Genomic DNA, 22057 nt, shown 5'->3' on the forward strand with positions numbered 1-22057 from the left:
AATAGTGTCGGTTGCTACTGGTGGTGTGACGAGTCGAAGAGGTGCCTGTCAGTTGAGCACGCTGCAGTTCAAGCGAACGGCACGCCTTGCTGCTCCCCGGCCTCCTGGCGGTGAGGTCCACCTCGAACCGCCACCCGAGGTCCCCCGCATCATCCCCGGCAACATCATGATGAAGGCGATGCCCGTCGTCATGATCGTCGCGTCCGTGGGCATGATGGGCATGATGCTCGTCTTCATGCCGCGGCAGCCCGCGGCGATGATCATGCCGGGCATGATGATGATCTCGACCATCGGCATGATGGCGAGCGGCATGGGCTCGGGCAAGGGCCAGAAGAAAGCCGAGATGAACGAGGACCGCAAGGACTACCTGCGGTACCTCGGCCAGATGCGCGACCGCGCCCGCGAAGCCGCCGACGAGCAGCGCGCCGAGCGCGAGTGGGTGCACCCGGACCCGCAGATGCTGTGGTCGCTCGCCACCACCAGGCGCATGTGGGAACGCCGCCAGAACGACCCGGACTTCTGCCACCTGCGCGCGGGCCGGGGTTCGCAGCGCCTCGCGACCCGTCTGGTGCCACCGCAGACCGGTCCCGTCGAGGAGCTCGAGCCGATCGCGACGCTGGCGCTGCGCCGCTTCGTGCGCGCCCACTCGCTCGTGCCCGACCTCCCGATCTCCATCGCACTGCGCGGGTTCGCCGCCGTCGGCCTCCTCGGCGACATCGAGGACCGCCGCGACCTGGCGCGCGCCCTCATCGCGCAGCTCGTCACCTTCCACGCCCCGGACGACCTGCTGATCGCGGTCGTCAGCGCGGGCCGCACGAAGCAGCTGTGGGAGTGGGCGAAGTGGCTGCCGCACGTGCAGCACCCCACCGACATCGACGGCATCGGCCAGCGCCGCATGATGGCGAACTCGCTCGCCGAGATCGAGGCGATGCTGGACGAGAACCTGCGCGACCGCCAGCGGTTCACCCGCAACGCCCCGCCGCCGCCCGACCAGCCGCACATCGTGATCGTCATCGACGACGGCGACATCAGCCGCGAAGAGATGATCATCCTCGAGGAGGGCCTGGTCGGCGTCACGCTGCTCGACCTCTCCGAGTGCCTGGGCAACCTGACGGCCCGGCGCGGCCTGCGCCTCGTCGTCGAGAACAACCAGCTCGGCGCCCGTTCCGCGAGCGGTGTCGAATGGTTCGGCGCCCCGGACCGGCTGTCCGTCGTGGAGGTCGAGGCCCTCGCCCGCCGCCTCTCGCCCTACCGCATGGGCGCCGCCGGCGAGGCCGGTGGCGACTCGGGCGAGGACCCGCTGGCGATGAACAACAACCCGCCGCTGCTCGAGTTCATGGGCATCCCCGGCGACCCGATCACGTTCGACGTGCAGCAGGCGTGGCGACCCCGGCCCAAGCGCGACCGGTACCGCATCCCGTTCGGCATCGGCGAGCACGGCCAGCAGGTCGAGCTCGACATCAAGGAAGCGGCGGAAGACGGCATGGGCCCGCACGGCCTGTGCATCGGCGCCACCGGTTCCGGCAAGTCGGAGTTCCTCCGCACCCTGGTGCTGGGCCTGCTGGCCTCGCACTCGTCGACGGCGCTCAACATGATCCTCGTCGACTTCAAGGGTGGTGCGACGTTCCTCGGCCTGGACAAGGCGCCGCACGTCGCCGCGACGATCACCAACCTCGCGGGCGACCTCAGCCTGGTCGACCGCATGAAGGACGCCATCGCCGGTGAGGTGTCGCGTCGCCAGGAGGTCCTGGCGAAGGGCAACTACAAGAACGTCTGGGACTACGAGAAGGCCCGGGAGAACGGCGCCCAGCTCGACCCGCTGCCCGCGCTGTTCATCTGCATCGACGAGTTCTCCGAGATGCTGACGGCGAAGCCGGACTTCATCGACATCTTCCTCCAGATCGGTCGTGTCGGCCGGTCGCTGCAGATGCACATGCTCCTCGCGTCGCAGCGGCTCGAAGAGGGCAAGCTGCGCGGTCTGGACACGTTCCTCTCCTACCGGATCGGTCTGAAGACCTTCAACGCGGCCGAGTCCCGCGCGGCGATCGGTGTGCCGGACGCCTACGAGCTGCCGCCGATCCCGGGTTCGGGCTACCTGAGCGTGCAGGGCATGCCGCTCACGAGGTTCAAGGCGCTCTACGTCTCGGGCACCTACCGCCCGTCGGGCATGCAGTCCGCCGGCGAGTCGGTGGCGGTGCGCAGCGACAAGCGCCCGCGGTTCTTCGTGCCGGACTTCATCGAGATCCCGAAGGAGCCGGAGCGCCCCGCCGAGGCCGTGCCCGTCGCGGCCGCGCCGGTCAAGGAGGACGCGAACGAGCCGACGCAGCTCGAGCTCATCGTCGACCGCCTCGTCGGCCAGGGCCCGCCCGCGCACGAGGTGTGGCTGCCGCCGCTCAACGAGCCGCCGACGATGGACACGATGCTGCCGCCGCTCGACGTGACGCCGGACCGCGGTCTGACGTCGCCGGGCTACGGCGCCAACGGCACGCTGCAGATCCCGGTCGGCGTGGTCGACAAGCCGTTCGAGCAGCGCCGCGACCTGCTGTGGGCGGACTTCTCCGGTGCGGCCGGCCACGGCGCGGTCGTCGGTGGCCCGCAGTCGGGCAAGTCGACGCTGCTCAGGACGATCATCGCGTCGATGGCGCTCACGCACACGCCGCAGGAGGCGCAGTTCTACTGCATCGACCTCGGTGGTGGCACGCTCGCCTCGATGGAGGACCTGCCGCACGTCGGTGGCTTCGCGGGTCGTCTCGACGTCGACAAGATCCGCCGCATGGTGGCCGAGCTCCAGACGCTGATCACCGAGCGCGAGCTGCGGTGGCGCGACCAGCGCATCGACTCGATGGCCGAGTTCCGCAACCGCCGGCGCCGCGGTGAGATCAACGACGACGCCTTCGGTGACGCGTTCCTCGTCGTCGACGGCTGGATGAACTTCCGCCAGGAGTTCGAGATGGTCGAGCCGCAGATCCAGGCGCTGGCGGCGCAGGGTCTGTCCTACGGCGTGCACGTGATCGTCGCCGCGAACCGGTGGGCGGAGATCCGGCCCGCGATGAAGGACCTCCTGGGCACGCGCTTCGAGCTGCGGCTCGGTGACCCGAGCGAGTCCGAGGTCGACCGCAAGGTCGCCGTCAACGTGCCGCCCGGCCGTCCCGGCCGCGGTCTCACCGGCGACAAGCTGCACTGCCTCACCGGTCTGCCGCGCATCGACACCCTGCAGGACCCGACCACGATCTCGCAGGGCGTGCAGGACCTCAGCAACAAGCTCAACCAGGCGTGGCAGGGCCCGCGGGCCCCCCAGGTCCGGATGCTGCCCGACCTGCTCGACCACGCGCAGTTCATGGCGCAGGTCCAGCAGGTCAACCCGAACCGCGGCCACCTGGTCCCGGTCGGCGTCAACGAGGACGAGCTCGCGCCGGTCTACATGGACTTCGACGCGGAACCGCACTTCCTCGCGCTGGCCGACGGCGAGTCCGGCAAGACGAACATCCTGCGCACGATCGTCCGCGGCATCATGCAGAGCTACACCTCGTCCGAGGCGTTGATCCTGCTCGCGGACTACCGCCGCACGATGCTCGGCTTCATCGACACCGACCACCTGCTCAGCTACGCCGTGTCGGGCCAGCAGTTCACGCAGAACATCCAGGAGGTGCGCGGTTCGCTCGCGAAGCGCATGCCCGGCCCGGACGTGACGCAGGAGCAGCTCAAGAACCGGTCGTGGTGGACGGGCCCCGAGGTCTTCATCGTCGTCGACGACTACGACCTGGTGGCCCCGCAGGGTGGCGCGAACCCGATGCAGCCGCTGGCGGAGTTCATCCCGCAGGCGAAGGACGTCGGTCTGCACGTCGTCGTCGTCCGCCGCATGGGTGGTGCGTCCCGCGCGTTGTACGACCCGATCATCGGCAAGCTGAAGGAGATCGCGGCGCCGATCTTCATCGGGTCCGGTTCGAAGGAGGAGGGCAACATCGTCGGCAACCTGAAGCCGTCGCCGCAGCCTCCCGGCCGGGGCACGCTGGTGACCCGCAAGCACGGTCAGCAGCGCATGCAGTTCGCCTGGATCCAGCCCGACTAGAGCCGGGCGCAACGTCCTCGTGGGTGGTCTCGCCGTTCGGCGGGGCCACCCACGAGTCGTTCCGGGCAACGGAAAAGGCCCGCGGCCGGAGCCGCGGGCCCGTGACCGGACAGCAGGGGACTGTCCGGTTCCCCCATGACCGGTGTCCCGCCGGGCCGCCCACTCCGGGGGAGAGGCCGGCCGGCGGGAGTTCGGCGGAGGCAGCCCCCCAGGTCTGTCTCCGCCGAACCGGCTGGTCAGAACTCTGCCGCAGACCGCTCTCGCGACGCTCACGCTTCGATGACACCGGGGTGCGGGCGAAGCGAAAGGGCCGGACAGCAGGGGACCGTCCGGTTCCCCCATGACCGGACTCCTGCGGGCCGCCCCGCTGGAAGGGAAGGCCCGGCAGGAGATCGACGGGCGTGACACCCCCATACCTCGTTGTCGCTCTCGTCGTTCCGGCTGAGCTCCACTGTGCCCGGTGGGGCTCACACTCCGGTCACACCGAGTCCGCACCGCGCCGGGTGGCCGGCCCCGCCACGGCGAAGAGGGAGGTGACCGCGGCGGGGCCGGCCGGTCATCAGCGCCGCCGGGAGCGCTCACACCCCGGCCAGGTCCCGGTGGAACGGGTTCGCGGGGCCGTGGAAGTGATGAGCGGTGCTGGTGGCCCCCCAGGAACCTTGCCACCAGCGCCGCTGAGGAGAACTCTGCCGGAAGCCGGTCACACTTCGCTCACACGGCGCCCACGCACCTCGTCGGCCGCTCCGCAGGTCCACTGTGGACGGGGAGCCGCAGCGGGTGCCGTCGCACTGGACGACTGCCCGGCACCCACCGGTTCGGATCTTGCGAGGTGTTCCATCAACCGGTCGCACAGTCTCATGAACTGGTATCGCACAACCCGCACGTGGGAGGGTTCCCACGCCGTTGTCGCAGATCCGCGGTCGTGCAGCCGCACCGCAACTGCCTGGACATCGGCACACCGATGAGCAATGGTCGGGGACGTGGGTCCGCCGGCTGGGGGTGGTGGTGATGAACGTCGAGTTCCGGGTGCTGGGGCCGCTGGAGGTGCTGCTCGACGGCGAGCCGGTCGCGGTGCCGACGGGTCGCGGACAGGTCCTGCTGGCCACGTTGTTGTTGCGCCCCAACGAGTTCGTGCCGGTCGACGAGCTGATCGAGCGCATCTGGGACGGTGAACCGCCGACGGCCGACCGTGCGCGCAAGACGTTGCACATGGTGGTGGCACGGCTGAGGTCCGCGCTGGGCCGGGCTGACTGCGTGCGCACCCGGCCCGGCGGCTACCTCGCCGAGGTCGAGCCCGACCAGCTCGACCTGCTGAGGTTCCGCGCGCTGGCCGGGTCCGGCGACCACGGTGCCGCGTCGGCGTTGTGGCGCGGCCCGGTGCTCGGCAACGTCACCTCCGACTCGCTGCACCGCGAGGACGTGCCGCGGCTCGCGGGCGAACGGCTCGACGCGCTGGAGTCGCGCCTCGAGGCCGACCTCGACCGCGGTCTCGGCCGCGAGCTCGTCGCCGAGCTGAAGTCGCTGGTCGCCGACCACCCGCTGCGGGAGTCGTTCTGGCGGTACCTGATGCTCGCGCTGTACCGGGCGGGGCTGCAGGCCGAGGCGCTCGCCACCTACCAGAAGGTGCGCAGGACGCTCGCGGACGAACTCGGCGTCGACCCGGGACCGGCGCTGCGGGCACTGCACCAGCAGGTCCTGCGCGGCGAGGTGCCCGCCGGCGGGCGTCAGGTGCCGCGGCAGCTGCCGGCGGGCGTGCGGAACTTCGTCGGGCGCGACCACGAGCTGCGCCTGCTCGACAAGACGACCGGGGTCATCGTCGTGCACGGCGTCGGCGGCGTCGGGAAGACCGCGCTGGTGCTGCACTGGGCACGCCAGGCGCGCGAGGAGTTCCCGGACGGCGACCTGCACCTCGACCTGCGCGGGTTCGACCCGGAGGCGCAGCCCGTCGACCCGGTGGCCGCGGCGGAGACGCTGCTGGTGGGACTGGGCGTGCAGAACGTCCCGGCGGCCGCGGACGCGCGGTTCGCGTTGCTACGCACCACGCTCGTCGACCGGCGCCTGCTGCTGGTGCTCGACAACGCCGCCTCACCCCGCCAGGTGCTCCCGCTGCTGCCCGGTGCGGCCGGCGTGCGCGTGGTGATCACCAGCCGCAACCAGCTCCGCGCGCTGGTCCTGCAGCACGACGCCACCGCGATCGCCCTGGACGAACTGGACCTGGAGGCAGGGCGGACGCTGCTCGGTGCCGTCCTCGGCGAGGAGCGGATCGCCGCCGAACCCGAGGCCGCACGGGAGATCGTCGAGCGCTGCACCGGACTGCCGCTGGCGCTGCGGGTGTTCGCCGAGCGGGTCTCCCGGTTCCCGGACGTGCCGCTGCGGGAGTTCGTCGCCGAGCTGGACGACGCCCGGCTCGACGCGCTGACCGACTTCGACGACGTCGACGTGCGCGCGGTGTTCTCGTGGTCGTACCGGGCGCTGGACGCGGAGTCGGCACGGATGTTCCGGCTGCTGTCGGTGCACCCCGGCGTGGACTTCGACGCCGGCGCCGCAGCGGCGCTCGCCGGTGTCCCCGTGGCCCGGGCCCGCCGTCTGCTGGAGCGGCTGGTCGCGGACCACCTCGTGCAGTCGTGCACCCCGGGGCGGTACAACCTGCACGACCTGTTGCGGGCGTACTCGGCGGAGCTGTGCGGCGACGACGAGGAAGCGGCGCTGCGGCTGACCGAGTGGTACCTCCACACCCTGGAGAACGCGACCGCCCTCGACCCGGCCAGGATCGTGGTGCGCGCGGACGCCGTGAAGTCCGGTGTGGTGCCACAGGAGTTCTCCGTGTGGTTCGAGGCGCAGCGGTGGCGGCGCCAGGAGTGGGCCAACCTCAAGGCGGTCGCGCTCGCCGCGCTCGCGAGGGGCTGGGACCGGCCGGCCGTGCTCATCCCGATCCACCTGCTCAGCTACCTCGTCGTCGACCACACGCACCGCCACGACGCCGTCGACCTCTTCGAGGCGCTGCGCGGGGTCGGCTCCGTGCTCGAACAGGGGCTCCTGCACACCAAGCTCGCGGTGCTCTACGAGCTCATCGGTCGCGTGGACGACTCACTGCTCAGCTACGAGGTCGGGTTGCCGCTCGTGCGGGCGGAGGGCGAGCCGATCTCGGTCGCGGGCGTGCTGGGCAACATGTCGAAGCTCTACAGCACGATGGGCCGCCGCGAGGAGGCGGAGGAGTACAGCCGCGAGGCCCTCGCCATCGCGGTCGAGATCGACGACGTCTACCTGCAGATCGTCTGCCACGTGAACATGGCCAGCCGGTTCAACCACCAGCAGAGGTGGGCGGACGCGCTGGGGGAGACCGACCTGGCGGCTCCCCTGGCGGCACGGCTCGGTGACGAGTTCCTGCTGGTCCGAGTGCGTGCCTACCGCGCCGCCGCGCTGGCCGGAGCAGGCCGGTACGCCGAGGCCGAGCCGGAGCTGCGCGCGGTCGTCGAGGTGATGAGGCGCGTCGGCGACACGGACGGCGTGACCGACGGGCTGGGGCTGATCGGCGAAGTGCTCGTCGGGCAGGGCAGGCTCGACGAGGCCGCCGCGGCGTGGCAGGAGGCCGTCGAGATCTACCGCTCCCGCAACGACGCACGGGCGGACGCGCTGGCCGCGCGCGTGGAGGCCCTGCGCTGAACTCGTGGTGCCGACCTTCGTCATCAGTGTCGTCCAGCTCAGTCGCATCGGGTAAGCATGTGCGCGGAAGAGGGGAAGGTGCATGAGCCTGCACGTCGCGGTCGACTTCGGCACGTCGAGCACCTGCGTGGCGATCTCCGCGCACGGCCGGGAGCCGCAGGTCGTCGTGTTCGACGGCCAGCCGCTGGTGCCGTCCGCGGTGTTCGCCGCGGCCGACGGGACGCTGTTCGTCGGGCAGGAGGCCGAGCGCCAGGCCGCGGTCGACCCCGCCCGGTACGAGCCGCACCCCAAGCGCCGGGTCGACGAGGGGGAGTTGCTGCTCGGCAGCACCGTGCTGCCCGTTGTGGACGTTGTGCGCGCGGTGCTGACACGGGCCGTCAACGAAGCACGGCGCGTTGGCGGTGGTGCACCGGTCGACCTGCTCGTGCTGACGCATCCCGCCGACTGGGGCACGGTGCGCACGCGCGTCCTGCTGCAGGCGGCGCGCGGGCTCGGACGCGAGGTCGTGCTCGTCCCCGAACCCGTCGCCGCCGCCGTCTTCCACTCCGCGAGCCACTCCATTCCGGACGGTGCCGCGCTCGCCGTGCTCGACCTCGGCGGTGGCACGGTCGACGCGAGCGTGGTGGCCCGTGCGGGCAAGAGCTTCCGGGTGCTGTCCGCCAAGGGCGACCCCGGCTTCGGTGGCGCCGACGTCGACCAGGCACTGCTGGACCACGTCGGCGGACTGGTCTCGGCCAAGGACCCCGAGGCGTGGCGGCAGCTCGTCGAGGGCCGCGAGATGGCCGACCGGCGCAAGCGGCGGGTGCTGCGGCAGGACGTGCGGGGGGCCAAGGAGACGCTGTCCCGGCACGCCTACACCGACGTGCCGATGCCGCCGCCGTTCCCCGACGCGCACGTGACGAGGTCGGACCTGGAGCAGCTGATCACCGCACCGCTGAGCCGGGCGGCCGCGCTGGCCGGTGCCGCCGTGCGCGACGCGGGCCTCGCGCCCCGGCAGCTCGCCGGGGTGTTCCTGGTCGGCGGGTCCAGCCGGATCCCGCTCGTCGCGCGGCTGGTGCACGACCACCTCCGCGTCGTGCCGACGAGCATCGACCAGCCGGAGACCGTCGTGGCCCGCGGCGCGCTGCGGGCGGTGAGCCTCGACCCGGAGCGGACCGGGGGCGTGGCGCAGCAGAAGAAGCCGGTTCCGGGCGGTCCGTCCGGTGAGGTCACCCACAACCTCCGGGTCCGCGACGACACCACCCGCAAGATCACCCGCCGGATCACGTCCCCGCCCGCGGGGCAGTTCCCGCTCCCGCTCCCGTTCCCCGCCGCCGCACCGCCGCCGCCACCCAAGAAGAGCAGGGCGCCGCTCTTCATCGCGATCGGCGTCGTGGCCGTGCTCGCGGCGGCCGGCGTCGGCGCCTTCTACTGGTTCAAGCCCGAGAAGCCGCAGCCGACCCCGACCGGCGACCAGATCGCCGTGTACGACTACAGCTTCACGCGCCCGGACGGCTGGAAGCAGACCGGCGGCGCCGCCGCCGATCGGCAGGTGCTTTTGCAACCGGTCGAGCGCGGGAATTCCAATGGCGAACAGCCTCAGGCGCGCATTGCTGTGCAGGAGCAAATTCTCGAGTACAACAGCGATCAGGACAGAGTTCGCGCGTTGACCGAGTTGCGGCGCATGTTCGAAGAACGCGACCGCAAAGGTGACGAGGTTCTCAACTTCACCGAGAGCACCTCATTCGCCGGGAAGCCGGTTGTTCACTATCGCGAAGTCGTCGGCTCGACCGGTGTCGACTGGTACATCCAGTTCGCCGGCGACGTCCAGGTGAGCGTGGGCTGCCAGGCCGCCCCGAGCGCGCAGGCCCAGGTCCGCACCGCTTGCGAGCAGGTCGTCCGCTCGCTCGTCATCAAGTCCTAGGAGAGTTGCCGATGTCCTCCAGCGAGGTCCTCGCCCGGTTCCGGTCCGAGGTCTCGGCCGCGGTCACGCGTTCCCGCCGGGCCTCCGGTGAGATCGGTGAACGCAATGCCAAGCTGCGGGAACGCACCCGTGAACTGGCCGAGCGGGCTCGCGGGGGCCGGTCCGCGACCGGCGCCGCGGTGACCCCGGCCGACGTCCGGGAGGCCGCCACGGGGTTCCGCTCCGGCCGGGGTCTGGCCGTCGAACAGGTTCCGGAAGTCGCCGAACCGGCCGCTCACGCTCCAGTCGAGACGGAGCCGGCGGCCGCGCTGGGGTCCTCGGCCGTCGCCGGTCCGAGTGGTCAGCTTCCCCGTGCGAGTGATGATGACGAGGACTTTTCGCAGTCGCGAATCCTCTACTGAGACGCGGTTTCACCCTGAGCCGTTTACTAGCGCAACTACTTCGAAAGAAGTCGCGACAGGACGGAACCGGCGTGGCAAGGTTCCCGTCGTAAGAGGCGTACGAACCAAGAAGTGCGACCTGAAGTTCTCTGAAGGGGGATTCTCCCAATGGCCGGTTACCAGGCGTCCGCCGAAGAGCTCGCGACTCTGGCGAAGGACATCGTCAACGTCGACAACGACACCCAGGCCACCCTGCGCGGTGTCCGCAGCACCGTCGAGGGTCTGCAGGGCATGTGGAAGGGCGCTGCGGCGACCGCCTTCACGGCCCTGATGGCCCGTTTCGACGAGGACGCGCGGAAGCTGCAGGAGGCCCTGCGGGCGATCGCCGACCAGGTCGACGGCAGCGCCGCGGCCTACGCCCGCCAGGAAGAGGAAGCGACCCAGCTCTCCACGAGCATCTCGCAGCGCCTCTGATCCTGTTCGCTCCGCTCGACTTTCGTTCCGCAAACACAAACTTGCTTCTAAGGGGAGATCACAATGGGTGACCAGGTCAAGGTCAGCTTCGGCGAGCTCGAGAACGCCTCCGGTTCCATCACCAGCGCCGCCGGCCAGATCCAGGGCCAGCTCGACGACCTGAAGGGCCGCGTTCAGAAGGTCATGGCCGCTTACGAGGGTGAAGCCGCCGCTGCGTACAACGCGGCGCAGGCCAAGTGGGACGGCAGCGCTGCCGACCTGCAGTCCGTCCTCTCGTCCATCGGTATCGCCGTCCGCGACGCCGCTTCCGCGTACGCCGCCGCCGAAGGCGCGAACGCCCGCCGCTGGTAAGCACCGCGGTACCGCAACACCCCTCGCGAGCCCCGGAACCACGTGGTCCGGGGCTCGCGTACGTCCGGAGGTGGTCGCTTCGGAGGGGCCGTTTTGGTCCCCGCACCACCTATCCGGTATCTTCTTACGTTGTTGTGCGGTAGCTGGCGCCCGTGTGTGCCGCGCCTGTCTCGGAACCACCGCTTGGCCTGTCCAAGATCGGTCTGGGGCAACCGCCGCAGTGACCCCAGACGCAAGTGACGACGAGGTAGATCCGTGCGCACGTACAGCCCGAAGCCCGGTGAGGTGACCCGCACCTGGCACGTGATCGACGCCCAGGACGTGGTGCTCGGCCGGCTCGCCACCCAGGCCGCGACGCTGCTGCGCGGCAAGCACAAGCCGACCTATGCCCCTCACGTTGACACCGGTGACTTCGTGGTCATCATCAACGCTGACAAGGTCGCCCTGACCGGCTCGAAGCGGGACCAGGAGTTCCAGTACCGCCACTCCGGCTTCCCCGGTGGTCTGCGCAAGCAGTCCTTCGGCGAGGTCCTGGACACCCGTCCGGACCGCCTGGTGGAGAAGGCGATCAAGGGCATGCTGCCCAAGAACCGCTTGGGCCGTCAGATCGCGAACAAGCTGAAGGTCTACAGCGGACCGAACCACCCGCACGCCGCGCAGCAGCCGCAGGCGTTCGAGATCAAGAAGATCGCCCAGTGAGCGACGAGTACACCGAGGAAGTTCCTGTGACCACCCCTGAGAACGAGACCCCTGAGGTCGAGACCCCCGAGGTCGAGGCTGAGGTTGTCGAGGCCGAGGTCGTCGAGGCTCCTGAGGCCGAGGCCGACGAGGCCGAGGTCGAGGAGACCTCCGCGCCGGTGGTCGCGCCCTCGCTGAACGGCGCCGCGCACCTCGCGCAGACCGTCGGTCGCCGCAAGGAGGCCGTCGTCCGCGTCCGCCTCGTGCCCGGCACCGGCAAGTTCACGCTGAACGGCAAGACCCTCGAGGCCTACTTCCCGAACAAGGTGCACCAGCAGCTCATCCGTGAGCCGCTCGTCACCACGGAGAAGCCCGAGACCTTCGACGTCATCGCGAACCTGCGTGGCGGCGGCATCACCGGCCAGGCCGGTGCGCTGCGCCTCGCCATCGCGCGTGCGCTGATCGCCGTCGACTCCGAGGACCGCCCGGTGCTGAAGAAGGCCGGCTTCCTCACCCGTGACCCGAGGGTCAAGGAGCGCAAGAAGTACGGTCTGAAGAAGGCCCGCAAGGCGCCTCAGTACTCCAAGCGTTGATGCTCCGTCACCGCGGGAGCTGTGTCTGCGTTCGTCAGACCACGGCTCCTCTGCGGTGACAGCGGGGACTCCCCGCACCCCGAGCGTCACCCAGCTGTACCTGCGGGAGCAGCAGTTCACTCCGAACTGCTGCTCCCGCAGTGTTTTCCGGGTCTTTTCCCACTGCCTCGAAGTGTCCAATCCGGAGGATTCATGGCCCGCCTGTTCGGCACCGACGGAGTGCGTGGTCTCGCCAACGCCGACCTCACCCCCGAGCTCGCGATGTCCGTCGCCGCCGCGGCGGCACGCGTGCTCGCCGAGCACGACCGCTCCCACCGCCCGGTCGCCGTCGTCGGCCGCGACCCCAGGGCGAGCAGCGAGATGCTCGACGCCGCCGTCACCGCAGGCCTCACCTCGGCCGGCGCGGACGTGCTGCGCGTCGGCGCCCTGCCCACCCCCGCCGTCGCCCACCTGGTCTCGGCCCTCGGCGCCGACATCGGTGTGATGATCTCCGCTTCGCACAACGCGATGCCGGACAACGGGATCAAGCTCTTCGCCGCCGGCGGCCACAAGCTGCCCGACGCGGTCGAGGACGAGATCGAGCAGCACATGGGCCAGGCGTTCGAGCGCCCGACCGGCGCCGCCATCGGCCGGGTGCGCGACGTCCCCGACGCCGAGACGCAGTACGTCGAGCACTTGATCAAAGTCACACCGCACCGCCTCGACGGCCTCAAGGTCGTGGTGGACTGCGCGAACGGTGCCGCGTCGGTGGCCGCACCGGACGCGTACCGCCGCGCCGGGGCCGAGGTGATCGCGATCAACGCGACCCCGGACGGCCTGAACATCAACGACGGCTGTGGTTCCACCCACATCGACGTCGTCGCCGCCGCGGTCCGCGAGCACGGTGCCGACCTCGGCATCGCGCACGACGGTGACGCCGACCGCTGCCTCGCCGTGGACGCCGACGGCAACGCGGTGGACGGCGACCAGATCCTCGTGGTCCTCGCGCTCGCCATGCGCGACGCGGGTGAGCTGTTCGAGGACACGCTCGTCGCGACCGTGATGAGCAACCTCGGCCTGCACATCGCCATGCGGGAGGCCGGCATCCGGCTGCGCACCACCGCCGTCGGCGACCGCTACGTGCTGCAGGAGCTCAAGGCGGGCGGCTACTCGCTCGGCGGCGAGCAGTCCGGCCACGTCGTGCTGCCCGCGCACGCCACCACCGGAGACGGCCTGCTCACCGCGCTGCGCCTGATGGCCCGCATGGCCGAGACCGGCAAGTCGCTCGCCGACCTCGCCTCGGTGATGCGCCGCCTGCCGCAGGTCCTGATCAACGTGAAGGTCTCCGACAAGGCGGCCGTGGCGAAGGCCACGTCGGTCCGCGAGGCCGTCGCCGCCGTCGAGGCCGAGCTCGGCGAGACCGGCCGCGTGCTGTTGCGCCCGTCCGGCACCGAGCAGCTCGTGCGGGTGATGGTCGAGGCCACGAGCCACGAACAGGCCGAGTCGGCCGCGCAGCGCCTGGCGGGTGTGGTTTCCTCGGTGCACTGAGGACGGATGGGGGCTGGAGATGACCGTGCTGATGTTGCTCGTACTCCTGGTGCTGCTGGGAGGTGTGACAGCGGTCGTCGTCGCGGTCGTCGTGGCGTCGAAGCGCAAGACCGCCCAGCCCCCGTACCCGCCCGGCTACGGCCACCCGCGGCAGCCGTACCCGTCGCAGGGGTTCCCGCAGCAGGTCCACCCCCAGCAGGCCCACTCGCAGCAGGTCCACCCCCAGCCCGCGCCCGGCCAGCAGCCGCCCGCGCCGAACGGCTGGTGAGCCGTGTTCCACATCGGTCCGGTCCAAATCCTCGTGGCCCTCTTCCTGATCGCCGTCATCGTGACCGTGCTGCTCGTCGTGGCCGTCGCGGTGAACCGCAAGAAGAAGGTCCAGCACCCGCCCGCCCAGCACTGGCAGCAGGCTCCGCCGCCCGGCCAGTACGGCCCACCACCCGGCCAGTACGGCCCTCCGCCTGGTGGGCAGTGGCCGCAGCAGCCCCCGGGACCGCGTCAGCCGCCACCCGATCAGTGGTGATCGTCGGAGGCTTCGGCCGAACGGCTGTTTACTAAGGCAACCGACCTGGTGGAGCTCCGGTCACCGCGTGACCCGAGCTGGCACTGTATGGCGGAACCCGATGAGGCCGAACTGCGTCGGATCGGGGACAAGGGGAGGCGGAGAATGGCTGGGTTCGGCGTACAGTCCGGCGATTTGACCAAGACGGCGGGGGTGTACGACGCCGAGGGGTCGCAGCTGGTCCAGATGAAGGCTTCGGTCGTGCCGGGCGTGGGGGCCGGTCAGGTCGGGCGCAAGTTCCAGGGCGTCGCCGCCCAGTACAAGACCTTCTTCGACCAGTTCGGCACGAGTCTCGAGAAGTTCGGCAAAGAGGCGACCGGCATCGCCACACGCCTGAAGGACGTCGCCAAGACGTACGAGTCGAACGAGGCGCAGACCTCGAGCCAGTTCAAGGGGTAACGAGCCGTGGCGGATCAGAACGAGATCAAGAAGCTCCTCGACGACCCGAACGTCACGCCGGAGACCAAGAAGCAGCTCGTCCGCGCCCTCGCCGGCGCCGGCGCTCCCCAGGAAGAGGTCGAGCGCTACGGCAAGGCGAACGGTGTCGACGTTCCCGACGACCCGAGTGTCGGCGACCACGTGGTGGGTGTGGTCCTCGCTCCGCTGACACTGGGTTTCAGCGAGGCCAACAACATCCGCAAGGAAGGCCAGCACGCCGCCTTCACGGTGGAGGGCTCCGCGGCGGACGCCCTCGTCAAGAAGGCGGGCGAGGAACGCGAGCTCGGCGCCACCCAGAAGGTGCTGAACGAGCAGGGTGACGTCCCGAACAGCAACACGCTGCTCGACGCCGGCGCTCCCGGCCTGCGTTTCTTCGAGAAGTTCATCCCGGTCTACGCCAAGGCCGCGCCGGCCTGCGGGCACCAGGGCGCCGCCCCGAACCTCCAGGGCGACATCTACCGCAAGTACGACGAGGTCCGCGACATCGACTTCGCGAAGTTCCGCGAGGACGCGCACAAGCTGACCGAGAACGTCAAGAAGGCGCAGGAGCACGACAACCAGCTCGGCGCCGCGTGGAACGGCCTCGGTTCGTGGGAGGGCTCGGCGGCCGATGCCGCGCGCGGCTACCACGACAAGTTCGCGTCGACCGCCAAGACGTTCGTGCAGCAGGCGGGCACGGGCCCCGGTGCGATCACCGGTGGCGTGACCACCATGCAGAAGCACGTCAAGGAGTTCGCGCAGCAGATCCACGACCAGTACTCGGAGACCTGCGGCGGCCTGACCGTCGAGAAGGCCGAGGAGGCCATCCGGCACGCGAACGGCGACGTGTTCCCGAACGACGGCGGTGTCCTCGACTGGGTCTACGGCGTCCAGAGCGACCTGAAGAACTCGGTGATCGGCGCGATCTGCGGCGGCCCGCTCGGCATCCTGTCCGGCCTCGGCTGGGGCGGCTGGATCGCCGACGTGCGCGACCGGATCATCAGCGACGCCAAGGAGAAGCTGAAGGCGCTCTGCGAGGAGTTCGACAACAAGAAGAAGGCCTTCGACGGCTACTGCGACGCCGTGCAGGCCGGTGTCGACGCCGACTACAAGACCATGTTCCAGGGCCTCACCACGGCGTTCGGCGGCGACCCGTTCCAGCAGGTCGGCGATCCGCCGTCGTTCACCGAGTCGAACCAGGGCCGCCAGAACGTCAACAACAACGGTGGCGGCACCCCGCCCGGCGGTGGTGGCACTCCGCCCGGCGGTGGCGGCACTCCGCCCGGCGGCGGTGGCACCCCGCCCGGCGGCGGTGGGGGCGGAACGCCCGAGATCCCGAAGCCGGAGAACCCGCTCGACAAGGACGGCGACGGCAAGCCGGACGTCCCCGGTGACACCGACGGTGACGGCAAGCCCGACGACCTCGACGGCGACGGCAAGCCCGACCAGCCGAAGCCCGAGGAGGAGCTCGAGACCGTCACGGTCACCGCGGGCGACAACACGATCAAGGTCACGGAGCCCGACGCCAACGGGCACGTGAAGATGACGATCGACACGCCCAAGGGCGAGCCGAAGACCTACGACCTCGACTTCAGCAAGAACCCCGAGGCCGCCAAGGCCCTCATGGGCCAGAACGGCGCCCAGGCCATCACCGCCATGGCCGGCACGCTCACCGGCTCGGCCCCGGCCCAGGCGGGGCAGACGCCCGGTGCCGGCGCGACGGCCGGTGCCACCCCGGCCCCCGGTGGCGCAGCCGCGCCCGGCGGCGGCCCGCTGGGCTCGGAGTCGAACCCGATCCCGGTCGAGGTCGGCGCCGACGGCAAGATCCACATCGAGCAGGACGGCGTGGACTTCACCGCCGAGGTCGACACCGAGACCGGTCAGATCAACCTGACCGCGGACAACGGCGACGGCACGCCGGACAAGATCGGCGTGGGCTTCGGCGAGGACGAGAACCCCGCCGCGCAGACGCCGGACTCGGGTTCGGGTGCGGGCTCCGGCTCGGGTGCCGGTGGCGCGGTCATGGACGGTGTGAGGCTCGAGGACGGTCTCCGCACGCCGGAGGCCGACTTCCCGCAGGTCGTGCCAGCCGAGGACGGGGTCACCACGACGCCCGCCGAGGCCGGGTTCCAGCCCGTGCCCGCACCGGCCGCCGAGGGGTTCCAGACGATGCCCGCGCCGGCCGCGGAGCAGGTCTGGAGCGCGCCGGGCGAGCGCTTCGGGGAAGCCGTGGCCCGCGACCACGTCCAGGACAACGGCTTCATGCCGAGCGTCGGCGAGCCCAGGGTTCCCGCTGACGGTCCGGTCCTCGCCCGGGCCTCGGACAGCACCACGACCTCCGGCGTCTCGTTCACCGGCGGCGGTGGCGGCAGCGGCGAGTCGGTGCTCGGCGGCACGTCCGCCGACACCGCGTGGACCAGCCCGAACGCGGGCGACGGCAACGGCGGCTCGTTCAACACGAACGCCTCCGAGGCCGGTCAGCCGGGTTCCGCGGCCCTGCCGTCCCTGCAGGACGCCCACGGCCAGCCGCCGTCGGGTGCCTCGTCCGGCGGCATGATGGGGGGCGGGATGATGGGCGGCGGCATGGCCGGCGCCGGAGCGGGCGGTCAGCAGGGCGGCGACTCCGAGCGGGGAGCCAGCCAGTGGCGCACCACGGGCACGTTGTTCGACGACGACAACAGCAACCCGTTGAGCGCCATGCAGACCGTGCTGGGCGATGAGCGAGGGGAGGCCGCGAGCCCGTGGCGATGATCGGTGACGTGGATCCGCGCCTGCAGGCGCAGTTCGACGACAACCTCGCCAAGACCCGTCGCAGCACCGCCGAGGTCTCGTCGGAGCTCAGGGCGGCCCAGGCCAAGCTCGCCGCGGACATCGCGGCCCGCGAGGACAAGCACAGGCGTGAGGTCTCCGAGGCTCGGGAGAGCGCGGAGAACATCAGCAAGCAGGGGGAGAAGCCGCAGCAGCGCAAGCCGCAGTGGGAGCGTCCCGAACGGGGTGCCGGTGAGATGGCGTTCGGCCCGGAGGACGACGACGGCGGCTACGCGCCCCGTGCGGCCACCCCGCCTCCTCCGCCGCCCCCGCCCGTGCAGCCGGTGGCACCGCCGCCTCCGGTGCGCCCGCGTCGCCCGGCACCGGTGGACGATGACGACGACCTGAGCGGCCAGACCTGGCTGAGGTGATCACGAACGAAAGGGACGCCCGGCAGGGCGTCCCTTTCACGTGTCAGGTCAGCGCTGGGCGGCGCGTTGCGGCAGAGCTTCCCGCTGGAACACGAGGTTCGCGTTCTTGAGGTCGGCGTCCAGCAGCTCGTCGTAGGCGCGGTCGCCGGTGAGCACGCGCAGCAGGAACGCCGTCACGAACGCGCGCCCGAGCTTCTGCGAGCGGCGTTCGGCGTGGCCGTCCAGCACCAGCTCGCTCCAGTGCCTGCCCTCGGTGAACCCGAGGTGCGAGGCCTTGGGCAGCAACCGCAGCTGCACGGGACCGCCCCACGCGGACGCGATGGCCTCGGCGTGGCCGACCGGCGGTGCGATGCGGTCCTCGCCCGCCGCGAGGTGCAGTCCGGGCACGCGGACCTCCCGCGCGGCGTCCAGTGCGGAGGGACGCGTCTCCGTTGCGGCCAAAGTCACAACGGCCCGGACGCGTTCCGCCTCCGCGGCGGCGAGCACCGCCGCGCCACCGCCCATCGAGTGCCCCACCAGGGCCACGCGGGACGGGTCGACGCTGATCTCGCCGGTGCCCAGGCGCACGCCGGAGCAGATGTCCAAAGTGGTCAGGAGGTTCGCCGCCAGCACCCGCGACGACAGCAGCGGGCCGCGTTCGACGGCGGGGGCCGCGGCGACCACGCCCCAGGAGGCCAGGTGCCGCAAAAGTCCGTGGTAGCGGCGCACCGGCTGCATCCAGCCGTGTCCGAGCGCGACAGCGGGCAGGCCGAGGCCCGACCGGGGCGTGAAGATCACGCCGGGAAGCCCCACGAGCGCGAGGTCGCCGCGCAGCACCGGGTGCGGGCCGGGCCTGCTGAGCTGCTCGAGTGCCTGTTTCGCGGTCAGCGTGATCACGCGGCGAGCCATGGGGTGAACCGTAGTCGATCCTGTCGCGTGGGCCACACCCGAGATTGGTCTACACCACTCGGGCTTGTGACCTGCACAAATGAAGCGCTCTCACTCATTAGGGTTAGCGGCGTGGTCTAGCTAGTCTGTTTCCCGTGTGCGGAATCGTGGGATACGTGGGTCACCAGTCGGCGCTCGACGTCGTGCTGGACGGGCTGAGGCGCCTCGAGTACCGGGGTTACGACTCGGCGGGCGTCGCGGTCGTGACGGGCGACGACCTCGCCGTCGAACGCAAGGCCGGACGGCTGCAGAACCTGGAGGGCAGGCTCGACGAGGTGGGCCGCGACAGCTTCGCGGGCACCGTCGGCATGGGCCACACCCGGTGGGCGACGCACGGCGCGCCGATCGACCGGAACTCGCACCCGCACCGCGACTCGACGAACCGGGTCGCCGTGGTGCACAACGGCATCATCGAGAACTTCCTCGCGCTGCGCGCCGAGCTCGAGGGCCTCGGCGTCGAGATGGCGTCCGACACGGACACCGAGACGGTCGCGCACCTCGTGGCGTTCGCCTACTCCGAGGGCGACACGAAGGGCGACCTGCCCGCCAGCGTGCGCAAGATCGCCCGCCGGCTCGAGGGCGCGTTCACCATCGTGGTGACGCACGCCGACGAGCCCGACCAGGTCGTCGCCGCGCGCCGCAACTCCCCGCTGGTCGTGGGCGTCGGCGAGGACGAGTACTTCGTCGCGAGCGACGTGGCCGCGTTCATCGCGCACACCAAGGAAGCCGTCGAGCTGGGCCAGGACCAGATGGTCGTGCTCACCCGCTCCGGCTACGAGGTCACCGACTTCGACGGCGAGCCCGCGCAGGCCAAGCCGTTCACGGTCAACTGGGACCTCAGCGCCGCCGAGAAGGGCGGCCACGAGTACTTCATGCTCAAGGAGATCGAGGAGCAGCCGGAGGCGCTGGCGAACACGCTGCGCGGCCACTTCGCGAACGGCCGGATCGTCCTCGACGAGCAGCGCCTGTCCGACCAGGACCTCCGCGACGTCGACAAGGTCTTCGTCGTCGCCTGCGGCTCGGCCTACCACTCCGGTCTCGTCGCGAAGTACGCGATCGAGCACTGGACCCGCCTGCCCGTCGAGGTCGAGTTGGCCTCCGAGTTCCGCTACCGCGACCCGGTCCTCGACCGCGACACGCTCGTCGTCGCCGTGTCGCAGTCCGGCGAGACCGCGGACACGCTGGAGGCCGTGCGCCACGCCCGTGCGCAGAAGGCCCGTGTCCTGGCCGTCTGCAACACCAACGGCGCGCAGATCCCGCGCGAGTCCGACGCCGTGCTCTACACGCACGCCGGGCCGGAGATCGGTGTCGCGTCAACGAAGGCGTTCCTCGCCCAGATCGCCGCGAACTACCTCGTCGGCCTGGCCCTGGCGCAGGCCCGCGGCACCAAGTACCCGGACGAGGTCGCCCGCGAGTTCCACGAGCTGGAGGCCATGCCCGAGGCCGTGCGGCGCGTGCTCGGCACGATCGATCGGGTCAAGGCGCTCGGCCGGGAGCTCGCCGACTCGAAGGCGGTGCTGTTCCTCGGCCGCCACGTCGGCTACCCGGTCGCCCTGGAAGGCGCGCTCAAGCTCAAGGAGCTCGCCTACATGCACGCCGAGGGCTTCGCGGCGGGCGAGCTCAAGCACGGCCCGATCGCGCTGATCGAGGAGAACCTCCCGGTCGTCGTGGTGATGCCGTCGCCGAAGGGCCGCGCCGTCCTGCACTCGAAGCTGGTGTCGAACATCAGCGAGATCCAGGCCCGTGGCGCCCGCACGATCGTGATCGCGGAGGAGGGCGACGAGACGGTGCGCCCGTTCGCCGACCACCTGATCGAGATCCCGGCCGTCCCGACGCTGCTGCAGCCGCTGATCTCGACGATCCCGCTGCAGGTGCTCGCGGCCGAGATCGCGACGGCCCGCGGCTACGACGTCGACAAGCCTCGCAACCTGGCGAAGTCCGTTACCGTCGAATAGGTGAGAGGCGTCTGGCACACCGAACGCGTCAAGTCCGCTGAAGAGGAGCTCATGGCGGTCGTCCCGCCGGGTTCCCTGATGCGCAAGGCCGCGTTCGGTGTGGCCACCCACGCCCTTCGGCTGCTCGCCGGCCGTCGCCGCGTCACGTTGCTCGTGGGTGCGGGCAACAACGGCGGCGACGCCCTGTGGGCCGGCTACTTCCTGCGCCGCCGCGGTGTCGCGGTGTCCGCCGTGCTGCTGTCGCCGGAGAAGGCCCACGCCGAGGGTCTGGCGGCGTTCCGCCGCGCGGGCGGGCGGATCGTCGCGGAGGTCGGCGCCCCCGACCTCGTGGTCGACGGCATCGTCGGCCTGTCCGCACGGGGCCCGCTGCGCCCGGCGGCGGCCGAACTGGTCTCCTCGGTGCGCGCCCCGGTCCTGGCCGTGGACCTGCCGTCCGGCATCGACCCGGACACCGGCGAGATCGCCGGACCGCACGTGCGCGCCCACACCACCGTCACGTTCGGCTGCCTGAAGCCGGTGCACGCGCTGGCGGACTGCGGCGAGGTGCACCTGGTCGACATCGGCCTGCGGCCGGCGGACCCCGACTTCGTGCTGCTCGACCGGCAGGACATCGGCTGGCCGGTGCCGGGTCCGTCCGACGACAAGTACACCCAGGGCGTCACGGGCGTCGCCGCCGGCAGCGCGACCTACCCCGGCGCCGCGGTGCTGTCGACGGGTGCCGCGGTGCTGGCCACCTCGGGCATGGTCCGCTACGCCGGTCCCGCCGCCGACGCCATCCGCGCCCGCTGGCCCGAGGCGATCTGCACGGGCTCGATCACCGACGCGGGCCGCGTGCAGGCCTGGGTCGTCGGCCCCGGCATGGGCACCGGCACCTCGTCCGCCGAGGTGCTGCGCTTCGTGCTGGACGCCGGCGTGCCGGTGATCGCCGACGCGGACGCCATCACGCTGCTCGCCTCGACCCCGTCGCTGTGGGACGCCCGCGACCCCGACGCGCCGCTGGTGCTGACCCCGCACGACCGCGAGTTCGAACGCCTGGCCGGTCCGGTCGGCCCCGATCGCGTCGCCGCCGCCCGCAAGGCCGCGCGGCGCTTCAACGCCGTGGTGCTGCTCAAGGGGCACCGGACCGTCGTCGCCGCACCGGACGGCAGGGCGCTGGTCAACTCGGCGACGTCTTCCTGGCCCGCCACGGCAGGGTCGGGGGACGTGCTGTCGGGGATCATCGGCGCGCTGCTCGCGAGCGGCCTGGACCCGTTCCTGGCGGCGGGGTACGCGGCGTACGCGCACGTGCTGGCGGCGGAACTGGCCGCGGCCGGGGCACCGGTGCCCGCGTCGGGGCTGATGAACGCGATCCCGGACGCGATCAGGAGCCTCTGAGCGCT

At 71.1% G+C, this 22057-nt stretch carries 17 protein-coding genes; 16 read left to right on the forward strand and 1 reads right to left on the reverse strand.

The genetic code is table 11. The features are described from left to right. The first annotated feature begins 52 nt into the window (after positions 1-52). The 14 genes from eccCa to BLQ91_RS01470 all read left to right on the forward strand — a co-directional run bounded on the left by eccCa (position 53) and on the right by BLQ91_RS01470 (position 17796). Complete coding sequence (gene eccCa, locus BLQ91_RS01405; RefSeq protein ID WP_090094727.1) at positions 53-4069, forward strand: type VII secretion protein EccCa; 4017 nt, start codon at positions 53-55, stop codon at positions 4067-4069. 1008 nt (positions 4070-5077) lie between these two features. Continuing rightward, complete coding sequence (locus BLQ91_RS01410; protein WP_143022477.1) at positions 5078-7732, forward strand: AfsR/SARP family transcriptional regulator; 2655 nt, start codon at positions 5078-5080, stop codon at positions 7730-7732. 82 nt (positions 7733-7814) lie between these two features. Beyond that, positions 7815-9635, forward strand: coding sequence for a type VII secretion-associated protein (locus BLQ91_RS01415; protein ID WP_090094729.1), 1821 nt, complete (start codon positions 7815-7817; stop codon positions 9633-9635). Positions 9636-9646: 11 nt separating this feature from the next. After that, positions 9647-10036, forward strand: a complete 390-nt coding sequence (locus BLQ91_RS01420; protein ID WP_090094730.1) for a hypothetical protein — start codon at positions 9647-9649, stop codon at positions 10034-10036. Positions 10037-10183: 147 nt separating this feature from the next. Continuing rightward, positions 10184-10489 (forward strand): WXG100 family type VII secretion target, encoded by a 306-nt coding sequence (locus tag BLQ91_RS01425; RefSeq protein WP_090094731.1) that lies wholly within the window; start codon positions 10184-10186, stop codon positions 10487-10489. 63 nt (positions 10490-10552) lie between these two features. After that, on the forward strand, positions 10553-10840 hold the full coding sequence (locus BLQ91_RS01430; RefSeq protein ID WP_090094732.1) for a WXG100 family type VII secretion target: 288 nt from the start codon (positions 10553-10555) through the stop codon (positions 10838-10840). A 255-nt stretch (positions 10841-11095) separates the two neighbouring features. Further along, positions 11096-11539: a 50S ribosomal protein L13 gene (rplM, locus tag BLQ91_RS01435; RefSeq protein ID WP_030472013.1), complete on the forward strand. Its 444-nt coding sequence runs from the start codon at positions 11096-11098 to the stop codon at positions 11537-11539. Between the two features lie 26 nt (positions 11540-11565). Beyond that, positions 11566-12111 (forward strand): 30S ribosomal protein S9, encoded by a 546-nt coding sequence (gene rpsI / locus BLQ91_RS01440; protein WP_090095906.1) that lies wholly within the window; start codon positions 11566-11568, stop codon positions 12109-12111. Between the two features lie 192 nt (positions 12112-12303). Beyond that, positions 12304-13638, forward strand: coding sequence for a phosphoglucosamine mutase (gene glmM / locus BLQ91_RS01445; protein ID WP_090094733.1), 1335 nt, complete (start codon positions 12304-12306; stop codon positions 13636-13638). A 19-nt stretch (positions 13639-13657) separates the two neighbouring features. After that, a complete protein-coding gene (locus BLQ91_RS01450; RefSeq protein ID WP_090094734.1) occupies positions 13658-13906 on the forward strand; it encodes a hypothetical protein in 249 nt (82 codons plus the stop codon). A gap of 3 nt (positions 13907-13909) precedes the next feature. Next, the gene (locus tag BLQ91_RS01455) at positions 13910-14161 is read left to right on the forward strand and encodes a hypothetical protein (protein WP_090094735.1); all 252 of its coding nucleotides are present in this window, start codon (positions 13910-13912) and stop codon (positions 14159-14161) included. 174 nt (positions 14162-14335) lie between these two features. Next, positions 14336-14599, forward strand: coding sequence for a hypothetical protein (locus BLQ91_RS01460; protein ID WP_143022478.1), 264 nt, complete (start codon positions 14336-14338; stop codon positions 14597-14599). A 6-nt stretch (positions 14600-14605) separates the two neighbouring features. After that, entirely contained in the window at positions 14606-17368 is a 2763-nt protein-coding gene (locus BLQ91_RS01465; protein ID WP_090094737.1) for a hypothetical protein, read from the forward strand. Then, on the forward strand, positions 17359-17796 hold the full coding sequence (locus BLQ91_RS01470; RefSeq protein ID WP_090094738.1) for a hypothetical protein: 438 nt from the start codon (positions 17359-17361) through the stop codon (positions 17794-17796). The genes BLQ91_RS01465 and BLQ91_RS01470 overlap by 10 nt, the downstream gene beginning before the upstream one ends. A 48-nt stretch (positions 17797-17844) precedes the next feature. Here BLQ91_RS01470 and BLQ91_RS01475 read toward each other — a convergent pair whose 3' ends face one another. Next, positions 17845-18684, reverse strand: coding sequence for a dienelactone hydrolase family protein (locus BLQ91_RS01475; RefSeq protein ID WP_090094739.1), 840 nt, complete (start codon positions 18682-18684; stop codon positions 17845-17847). Between the two features lie 134 nt (positions 18685-18818). On the opposite strand from BLQ91_RS01475, the gene glmS reads away from it, so the two are divergent. Next, a complete protein-coding gene (glmS, locus tag BLQ91_RS01480; protein ID WP_090094740.1) occupies positions 18819-20678 on the forward strand; it encodes a glutamine--fructose-6-phosphate transaminase (isomerizing) in 1860 nt (619 codons plus the stop codon). Beyond that, positions 20679-22052: an NAD(P)H-hydrate dehydratase gene (locus BLQ91_RS01485; RefSeq protein WP_090094741.1), complete on the forward strand. Its 1374-nt coding sequence runs from the start codon at positions 20679-20681 to the stop codon at positions 22050-22052. The last annotated feature ends 5 nt before the right edge of the window (positions 22053-22057 follow it).

The sequence above is a fragment of the Lentzea jiangxiensis genome, assembly GCF_900104175.1.
Classification (GTDB): domain Bacteria; phylum Actinomycetota; class Actinomycetes; order Mycobacteriales; family Pseudonocardiaceae; genus Lentzea; species Lentzea jiangxiensis.